A 9,246-nucleotide genomic window follows, 5' to 3' on the forward strand; every position below is an offset into this window, starting at 1 on the left:
CACTACAGCGAAACTTATAAAATACAGTATGGTATCTCAGTTGGGGACAGGCACTTTTGCCGATAGAAAACTGTCAACTGTTCAAAAATCCCGGCGGCAAAAGAGCCAGTCCCCGGAGGTCAATCATAAGTTTCGCTGTAGTGTTATTTACAGGCATTAAAATAAGTGCGGGGAGAGCCAGTCCCCATGCCACATGCAAATGGCTAAACTGTTACAAAAGGTCGAAGGAGGGGTATGTAAAATATAGCAAAAAATAAGCCAACACAACCTAAAAAATGCTATTATTATCTATCTTCGTGTTATTATAATAGGTTAGATATTAAAAACATCAGATGAAGAGGGGGGCGGAGATAAAAAAGTCGGGTTTTGCTGCCTCTTTTGGGTGACAGTTGCAAACTTTGGTTGGCACCAGAGGGATTGAATATGATAATTTTATTGATACAGGGGTATAAAATGATATTGAAGTGAGTATAAGAAAGGCTTTCGGGGGCAAGGGTGCAGGATTTTTGGGAAACACCATGCACATACACCAAAGTTAGTAGAGGGAAATTTTTGTGAGTACGGTGCAGGTACTTTTGGGGACCCTGCATCCGTACTCATGAAGTGGGGAGGGGCTTTATCTTACTGGATCGGCTCGAAGCCCGGACTTGACATCCCTGTACTCTTCCACGTCGCTGTAAGTAAAGGCGCTGACATCTATGCCACTTTCCCGGAAGGCCTGCTTGACCTCCTGGACCAGGGGCAGGCTGTGCAGGTGTATGATGCCTAGACCCAACAGCAGAAGCAGGGATGAGGTCACAATGATCCTGGCCCATCTTCTTTTTGCCCCGGCCGGGGCTTTGGCATCGGCCGGGGCGTTAAGGGTTACTTTTTTTTTCATGACTTATCCTGTTTATCTGATTTCCATCAGATGTTCAGTGATGCCGGGAAAGACAACCATGAACATCAGCCAGGCCAGGAACAGAGTCAGGATGAGGTTGAAGCCCTGGGTGAAGACATAGTGATACAGGATCTTTCCACCGGCAAAGTACTTGGCCAGTTCGCGGAAGTTGGTGGCCAGTCCGATGCTGGTAAAGGCCATGGCAAAGAACCAGGCCCTAAGCGGGTTGGCCCATCCGCCCAGTACGCCGTCGCTGACAATGGTCTCGCCCATCTGGTGTCCCAGGGATTCATACACGATGGTGAAGAATACGGAAGCCACCACAAAGCCGATAACGAATTTGGGAAAGCGGACCCAGATTTCGCGCAGGGCTGCGCCTACAGACAGTTCAACGTTGCTGCCTTCGCGCTCCACCTTGACCGCCCAGTAGGCAGCGATACCAAAGGCCAGGATACCGATCATGACATTCTGAATCATCTTCAGAGTGGCTGCGGTGTACATGGCTCCGGGGCCAAGGAGTTCGCCCGCGGCCACAACCGCGCCGGTGGAGTCAACAGTACCGCCGACCCATGCGCCGCCCAGGATGGGGTTCATGCCTACGGCCACAACAAAGGCCGGAATGAGGAACATGAACAGGGCGGTGAAGACCAGGGACAGACCCACAGCGATGGTCAGTTCTTCACCCTTGGCCTTGGAGGCTGCTGCTGCGGCAATGGCAGCGGATACGCCGCATACGCTGGCTGCTGCAGCCACGCATATATTCAGGGGTTTGGAGGGCAGCTTGATGTACTTGTTGCCTACCCAGTAGCCGATGATGAGAACGGTGGGAGTAACACCCCAGGCCACCACGATGCCGGGTGCACCGATCATGAGGATCAGACCGAAGAGAATACTGCCGCCCAGGAGAACCAGGCCGGTCTTGATGTAGTATTCGGTCTGGACCGCTGGTTTGACCCAGCCGGGAGTGCTGAGGGTATTACTGATTAGAAGACCTATAATGATACACCACAGCACGTAGCTCAGGCCGTATTCGCTGGCTATGGCGTGGTTGCCGATGAAGAATCCGATTATGGATATAATGAACACTATGGGATATCCCACCAGAAATGTGCCCACATTGCCGCCCATGAAGCTGATACCGATGGAGAACATGAGCCCTGTCAGGATCATGAGCAGGATCATGGAGGGGATAACATTGTAGCCGGAAACATTGGCATCGCTTCTGGCGCTGGACTCTGCGTCCCGGGCATCCAGCCAGGCATCGATGGCGTTGACGGCCTCTTCGTTTAAGGCTTCATCCTCGAAATCGGCCTCTGCAGCTGCGGCCTGGGCCTCTTCAGCCTCAGCCAGGGCCTCTTCAGTTGCCTGCTGGGCTTCTTCATATGCTGGCTTTGCCTCCTCCCGCATTTCAGCTGCTCTGGACTCGCTCATGTAAAAGGCTTCAATGGGATTGTCATCCCAGCCTTTGGGACGCTGGATAAGCCAGCCCATTGCAGGTCCCAGTCCGTAGTCCCTGGCCTGGACAGCATCCAGTTCATCCTGGGCCTTGATCTGCTCTATAGTGGCAAAGGGGGCCCTTTCTTCCTCGTACTCAACCACTGCCTCGTGCTCAGCCAGCTGCTCTGGAGCGTCCGCAGGGGTGGCTACCCAGAAGGCCACCAGGGCGAACAGAAGCAGGGCCAGGCCGAGCCAGTTGGCCCACCAGTCTTCTTTTTTGTACAGTTGCGCCCAGTCCCTGCCCTTGCCGGAGGTGGCGGTCGCAGCCATTTCTTCCTTAATCGCCTCTTGGGCTTCTTTTTTGTCTTTGTCAGCCATAGTTTGAACTCCTTATTTAGTGTTTAAATTTTTATCACTACAGCAACACTTTGTGTTAATTTTTGCCACGGCCACAGGGGACAGGCACTTTTGCCGAACTCAAACCGTAAAATGGCCGGACTCCCTGCGGCAAAAGAGCCAGTCCCCTTCGAGTTCAAATAAAGTGTCGCTGTAGTGTTATAGGGTTATTTTTTGATAACAATAACGTTGTGCTTGCCCAGGTTGATGACCTTGCAGGTCACTCCGCCCAGGGCTCCCCTGGATACAGCACCGTGTTTCCCGGAAGCGCCCATAATAATGTAGTCCACATTCTGCTGGTCTGCGGTCTCAAGGATTACGTGTTCAGGAGCACCAGCCTTGATCATTACTTCACCCTTGACGCCTTTTTCAGCCAGCATGCTTTCCACTGCCTTCTTGATGCTCTCACCCTCCTTTTGCAGGGTGTTTTCCAGGAGATTGCATTCATCCCGGCCCACAAAGGAGATGCACAGGTCAGGGACGACCACTACCGATGAAATGGTGGCCCCACCGTGTTTTTCGGCCATCTCAATGGCCTTGCCCAGGGTCTTGTTTGCGAATTCCGATCCATCATGGGGTACCAATAGTTTCATAATAAAAATCCTCCTAAGCTGTTTTTTTGGTTTAAAAATTTGCAGGCGCAAAAGGCTGCACCTCTCTCTTCCTAAATTTGCCTGTTGAAGTTAAATCACAGTTCAAGGTGTCCTGGTGGATCAGCCTGTTCCAGCTATTTGAAGATCAATAAAAAATAATGTTGCATTGCTTGTGCAAAAAATCTATGTTTGGCAAGTGGCTTTTGCAATATAGGGGCCAGTTTTGAAGACAAGGTTAATTTTTTAAAATAACGATTTGTTTCAGTATGTTAAGATAAAATGGAGTGTTATGGGCCGGCCGCTGAGCAAAACAGGACTGAGTGCAGGCGCAAAGTATACGAGGCAGGTGCCAACGTATATCAGCATCAGAGATAAACTTCTGTTTTAATCAGTGCTTTTGTACGAGACAACTTGACATGCTTTTTGTCCGAGTCACCAGGTTCAAGGATATTAGTATGCTTGCTCTCTTCCCCGGGAACGCTGAACTCCGGCTGGGCACAAACACCGGGGAACGGGGTGATTTTAACTCTCAAGTTCTGCAACCGGGCAGATTTTTTTCATGGTTACAATCCGGCTTTCACCTCAAAACAGGCTGGTTCTTGATATCGAGGAACCAAGCTCTTCCCGGGATACGGGTATGTTGAGCCAGGCTTTCGGCAATGACTGGCGTCAGGGGCTGTTTATGCTTGGCTCCAGAAGTGAACTGGCTTCCCTGTCTTCTACCGCCCGTTACTGGGGTGAGATCGCTGCTCATTATCTCACAGGTCTTTGTCATATCCCGCCCACAGAAAGCAGGGTTGAGGTAGAGCATCCTGTATCTGACAGGATTGATGCATGGGTGGAAGCTGCCCCCCCTATGCCGGGTGGGGAATACCTGGGCCGGGATACCCTGATTTCTGTGTGGCGGTCTCTAAATGCATGGGTGGCTCAGACCGTGCAGTCAGAAGGAGGCCTGGATGAATTTCTAGGAAAATATGCCCCCAGTTGGAAAAAAGTCGGCCGGGTCACTTTTCATCTCGCTGAAAACAAAAACGATTCCAGTCGGCCGTTTGCATTCATGGCCAGCTTCACCACCGGGATGGGCTCCAGTGGTCAGGTCAAGCACCTGCCTCTCGGCAAAGCCCTGGAGATTTATGCAGGAGCAAAGAACAAGCTGGCCCTTATCAGGCTGCTTGGCCCTGTTGACGAGGCTGGCAGGCGCTGCGACTGGGTCCGGAAGATGGTGGACAGTGGGGATATTTACCGGCCCATGGCCTGGTCCGCCAATCAGGCCTACCAGATGCTGAGCAGTGCAGAACAACTGGAAGAATCCGGCCTGATGGTGCGTCTGCCGGACTGGTGGAAGAAAAGGCCCAGGCCCAGGGTGAGCGCAGTCATTGGAGAGAGCAGGGGAGAGGGCTTCGGAGTGGATACCATGCTGGACTTCAGGGTGGATGTGGCCCTTGGGGATGAGAATCTTTCCAGTCATGAAGTTCAGAGTCTTTTGCAGGAAGAAAGCGGCCTGGTGCTTTTCAAGGGTCAGTGGGTGGAGGTGGATAAAGAGCGCCTGCAGCAGGCACTTGAGCAGTGGAAAGAGGTACAGAAAACATCCCGGGACGGCCAAGTGACTTTTATCGAGGGCATGCGCCTTCTGGCAGGTACCAGCAGACAGCTTGAACCGGACGATATGGACCAGGAGCATGACTGGTCCATGGTCAGGGCCGGCAGGGACATGCATGAAATGCTGCACAGACTACGTTCCCCGGATTCCATAAATTTTGAGGTTCAGACCGCAGACATCCTGGCCACCCTGCGCTCCTACCAGCTTGAGGGTGCCGCCTGGATGCATTTTGTCACGGGACTGGGACTGGGAGCCTGTCTGGCCGACGACATGGGCCTGGGCAAGACCCTGCAGGTGCTGACTCTTCTCAGCCACCAGTCAGCACTGGGGGAAAAAGACCCTTCCCTTCTTATTGTGCCTGCCTCCCTGCTGGGCAACTGGCGTAATGAGGCCGCGCGATTTGCACCTAAACTCAGGCTGATGTTTTACCATACCTCGGAAATGTCCAGAAAGGATATGCAGTCTGTAGAGAAAGACCCCGGACAGGGTCTTGAAGGTTATGACCTGGTGGTTACCACTTATGCCATGGTCTCTAAAAGCCCATGGCTTATAAACCAGAAATGGCGTCTGGTCATACTGGATGAGGCTCAAGCCGTCAAAAACCACAGTACCAGACAGACCAGAGCCGTAAAAAAGCTTCCCGCCCGGGGACGCATAGCCCTCACCGGCACGCCCATAGAAAACAGGCTCGGAGATCTCTGGTCCCTGTTTGACTTTTTAAATCCGGGACTGCTGGGCAATGTCAAAGAGTTTCAGCGCTTTATCAATAATGTGGAAAGCAGTTCCCAGAGATCGTTCAGACCTCTGCGCAGACTGGTTTCACCCTATATCCTGCGGCGACTGAAAACAGATAAATCCATTATTTCGGATCTGCCGGAAAAGACTGAAACCGTCAGGTTCTGTCACTTGACCCGTGAGCAGGTCAAGTACTATTCTCAATCAGTCAGAAACATGGAGAAGGCCCTGGCAGACAGAAAACAGTCAGACGAAATGGCCAGGCGCGGAGTGGTGCTTCAGACAATTATGCGGCTGAAACAGATCTGCAACCATCCTGGCCAGTTTCTGGGTGATGGCGATTATGCCCCCAATAAAAGCGGCAAGTTCGACAGGATATCCGAGATATGCACCGAACTGGCCCAGCGGCAGGAAAAAGTCCTGGTATTCACCCAGTTCCGGGAAATAATACCAGCCCTGGAAGAGCATCTGGCAAAGGTTTTCGGCAAGCCGGGACTTCAACTGCATGGCGGTGTAAACGTCAGAAAACGCAAAGCCATTGTTGCAAATTTTCAAAAAGATGATGGGCCGCCTTTTTTAATTCTTTCACTCAAAGCAGGGGGTACCGGTCTGAACCTGACTGCAGCCTCGCATGTGATTCATTTTGATCGCTGGTGGAACCCTGCTGTGGAAAACCAGGCTACTGACAGAAGCTTTCGCATCGGCCAGAAGAAAAATGTGCTGGTGCACAAGTTTGTGGTCTCTGGAACCATTGAGGAAAAGATTGACAGGCTGATCAATGAAAAGAAAGAGCTGGCCCGGGAGATGCTCTCGGAAGCAGGTGAAATCAGGGTCACTGAAATGGCGGATGATGAACTGTTGGAACTGGTCAGGCTGGATCTATCCAGGGCTGTCGGTTGAAATGAAGGAGAACATGCAATGTCGCGTTATGGTTTTGCCCCGTATGTGTCTGTGGCCCAGAGAAGGGCCAGGGCAGAGAGGGAGATGCAGAAGCTGCGCAAAAAGGGTAAAGTAATTGAGCCGGTTCAGATTGAGGGCAGAAGCATTGCCCGCAGTTTCTGGGGCAAGGGCTGGTGCTCACATCTGGAATCCTTTTCCGATTTTTCCAACCGTCTTCCACGGGGCCGCACATACGTCAGAAACGGTTCGGTATGCCATCTCTGTATTGGTTCAGGCAGTATTGAGGCCATTGTCAGTGGTTCTGAACTATACCAGGTCAACATCAACATCAAAAAACTGGATGCCGATAAGTGGAAATCCATCAAAAGAGAATGTGCCGGGCAGATTGGCTCTATGCTGGAGCTTTTGCAGGGCAAGCTGTCCAACCAGGTCATGGCCATTGTTACACACACCAGGAAAGGACTTTTTCCTCTGCCCCAGGAGATAAAATTAAAATGCAACTGTCCTGACTGTGCCGTCATGTGCAAACATGTGGCAGCAGTCCTTTACGGAGTGGGCAGTCGTCTGGATGTACAGCCGGAGTTTCTCTTCCGTCTCAGGGGTGTGGACGCTGCAGAGCTTATTTCAGAAGGGGTCTATATGCCGGATATTGAGGATTCAGACCGGACCGATGTCTTGAGTGAAGACAGTCTGGGAGATATTTTCGGCATTGATATGGATCAGGCTGCTTCGACACCTCAGGATAGTAAGAGACCTGCCGCATCAAAGCAGGGCTCCCCCAAAAAGGGTTCCCTCAAGAACAGTACTGCAACTGACACAAACAGTGCTCAACCCCGCAAAAAATCTTCAGGGACAGGTGGTAAAGCCTCCAGACCTTTTTCTCCTACTGGAACCAATATTCGCAAACTGCGTCATGATTGTGGTCTCTCGGTTGCAGATTTCGCCGCCAGACTCAAGGTCTCCCCGGCAAGCGTCTATCGCTGGGAAAAAATGCGGGGCAAATGCAGGCTTCATGCAATATCCCTGCAGGCCCTGAAAGATCTCCGGGATGCGCTGGATTGAACAAAAAATCGACTGTATTGCAACGTAGATCTTTGCCTAAACTGTTACGTTAACTGTTTAACATTTTATTCTTGTAATACTCTACAGAGGTAATATTTCTTACATCAATCTTATCTCCCTCTTGAAGCATCATTATCAACTGTTTATTCTGTTCTGCTGGTTGATAATCCGGATCAATTTCCAGAGCCTTATCCAGAGCATTAAGAGCTTCCTGCTTTTTTCCCAGCATTCCATAGCACAACCCGATATTTCCGTAGCACTGGGCATTATTCCTGGTCAACTTCAATGTATCTCGAAACCCCTGCAATGCCTTTTTTGCATTATTATTCTTCATGTCTGCAAATGCCTGATCAAATCTTTCACAGGCCTGCAAAAATGTTTCAAGATCTATCCCGTCTGACTCAAAAATATGCTGCTCTATATTATCTAAAAACTCCCGGGCCTTGTTTTTAATTTCATCGTCAGAACCAGCATATTCTTCAACCTTTTTGTAGGATATGATAGTATTCTTCAGGTCTAAAAGCTTTTCATGCGTCACAGCTTTATTAAACCAAGCATAAACAAAATATGGAAATATATCCAGACATCTATCAAAATGTTTTATGGATCCTACATAGTCTCCTTTAACAGCATGTAATAAACCCATACCATATTGCACTACATACAAGTCAGGTCTTTCAGAAAAAAGATTTAGAATTATGTTTTCTCCTTGATCCAGATTCCCATTTTCTATTAATTCCAGAGCTTTGGCAACCTCATCCTCTACCTCTGGATTAAATTCTGCAATAAAATGTTTTGTCTTTTTTGTTTTGACTTGTTTTTTGGCATATTGCTCTGCCTGGATATAGTAGGTGCATCCTTTGCATTCATCATCTCTGATCTCTGCACAGCATAGAGGACATATGATGATACTTTCTTTAGCCTTGCATATACGCTTGCCTTTTACCTGCATACATAATACACATTTTTTCTTCATATGATGTAAACCCCTGATAGCTGTTAAAGATTGACTGCCAGTGTCCAGAAACGGGACGGTCTGGTATCTGTTTAGCGCTTTTAAGGAAAGCAGGGGACAGGCACTCCGGGACCCACTTGAGCATCATTTTGTGCTAAAAATTTCTTATTTTTTGGGACAAGCGGGTCCCGGAAGAGCCAGTCCCCATGCCACATGCAATGCGCTAAACAGATACGACGGTCTGTACATATTAATTCTGACGAGCAATATTGCAATCAGCTACATGACTTTTTTGACCCGTGCGGCTTCGCGGGAAGCAAACAGCCCGGCCTGTACGTAAGGATCCTGGTCCATAATGGACTTGACCTTTTCCACGTCTTCAGTGTCGAATATAATAAGACTTCCATTCATCTCTCCCCGGTCATCCAGAAGCGGTCCAGCAAAGTGAATCAGTCCCCGGGCCTGCAGGTCTTTGAGCATGGCCACGTGCTTTTCGCGCTGGGCCTGTCGGATTTCCAGGCCGCCGGGCTTGTCTTTACCTATGAATACTACCATGGGTACCTCCTTTTAGTGTACATTGGCGTACATTTTCAATAATCTTTATACTTGCAACAATGTTGAGCATATCATATAGAATCTTTGAAGGGTAACCATTCAGGGGGCAGATACCGGCCAGGGGGACAGTCCC

General features: G+C 49.9%; 7 protein-coding genes. 2 read left to right on the forward strand and 5 right to left on the reverse strand.

What is annotated here, in order from left to right; genetic code table 11:
* Nucleotides 1–616: 616 nt before the first annotated feature.
* The 3 genes from QZP87_RS07945 to QZP87_RS07955 all read right to left on the reverse strand — a co-directional run bounded on the left by QZP87_RS07945 (nt 617) and on the right by QZP87_RS07955 (nt 3,306).
* The gene (locus QZP87_RS07945) at nt 617–880 is read right to left on the reverse strand and encodes a hypothetical protein (RefSeq protein WP_291322385.1); all 264 of its coding nucleotides are present in this window, start codon (nt 878–880) and stop codon (nt 617–619) included.
* Between the two features lie 12 nt (nt 881–892).
* Complete coding sequence (locus QZP87_RS07950) at nt 893–2,695, reverse strand: putative sulfate exporter family transporter (protein WP_291322386.1); 1,803 nt, start codon at nt 2,693–2,695, stop codon at nt 893–895.
* Nucleotides 2,696–2,880: 185 nt separating this feature from the next.
* Entirely contained in the window at nt 2,881–3,306 is a 426-nt protein-coding gene (locus QZP87_RS07955; protein WP_291322387.1) for a universal stress protein, read from the reverse strand.
* A 559-nt stretch (nt 3,307–3,865) separates the two neighbouring features.
* Here QZP87_RS07955 and QZP87_RS07960 point away from each other — a divergent pair.
* Nucleotides 3,866–6,541 (forward strand): DEAD/DEAH box helicase, encoded by a 2,676-nt coding sequence (locus tag QZP87_RS07960; protein WP_291322388.1) that lies wholly within the window; start codon nt 3,866–3,868, stop codon nt 6,539–6,541.
* A gap of 18 nt (nt 6,542–6,559) precedes the next feature.
* Entirely contained in the window at nt 6,560–7,603 is a 1,044-nt protein-coding gene (locus QZP87_RS07965) for a hypothetical protein (RefSeq protein WP_291322389.1), read from the forward strand.
* Between the two features lie 49 nt (nt 7,604–7,652).
* On the opposite strand, the gene QZP87_RS07970 is transcribed toward QZP87_RS07965, so the two are convergent.
* The gene (locus QZP87_RS07970; protein ID WP_291322390.1) at nt 7,653–8,579 is read right to left on the reverse strand and encodes a tetratricopeptide repeat protein; all 927 of its coding nucleotides are present in this window, start codon (nt 8,577–8,579) and stop codon (nt 7,653–7,655) included.
* Between the two features lie 258 nt (nt 8,580–8,837).
* Nucleotides 8,838–9,113, reverse strand: a complete 276-nt coding sequence (locus QZP87_RS07975; RefSeq protein WP_291322391.1) for a YciI family protein — start codon at nt 9,111–9,113, stop codon at nt 8,838–8,840.
* Nucleotides 9,114–9,246: the final 133 nt, after the last annotated feature.

Origin of the sequence: Desulfonatronospira sp., from assembly GCA_003563255.1 — a bacterium.
GTDB lineage: Bacteria > Desulfobacterota > Desulfovibrionia > Desulfovibrionales > Desulfonatronovibrionaceae > Desulfonatronospira.

Excerpts from the sequence above, each read along its gene's own strand:
- QZP87_RS07950 (WP_291322386.1), bottom strand. The coding sequence starts at position 2,695 with ATGGCTGACAAAGACAAAAAAGAAGCCCAAGAGGCGATTAAGGAAGAA.
- QZP87_RS07960 (WP_291322388.1), top strand. The coding sequence starts at position 3,866 with ATGGTTACAATCCGGCTTTCACCTCAAAACAGGCTGGTTCTTGATATC.
- QZP87_RS07965 (WP_291322389.1), top strand. The coding sequence starts at position 6,560 with ATGTCGCGTTATGGTTTTGCCCCGTATGTGTCTGTGGCCCAGAGAAGG.
- QZP87_RS07970 (WP_291322390.1), bottom strand. The coding sequence starts at position 8,579 with ATGAAGAAAAAATGTGTATTATGTATGCAGGTAAAAGGCAAGCGTATA.
- QZP87_RS07955 (WP_291322387.1), bottom strand. The coding sequence starts at position 3,306 with ATGAAACTATTGGTACCCCATGATGGATCGGAATTCGCAAACAAGACC.
- QZP87_RS07975 (WP_291322391.1), bottom strand. The coding sequence starts at position 9,113 with ATGGTAGTATTCATAGGTAAAGACAAGCCCGGCGGCCTGGAAATCCGA.
- QZP87_RS07945 (WP_291322385.1), bottom strand. The coding sequence starts at position 880 with ATGAAAAAAAAAGTAACCCTTAACGCCCCGGCCGATGCCAAAGCCCCG.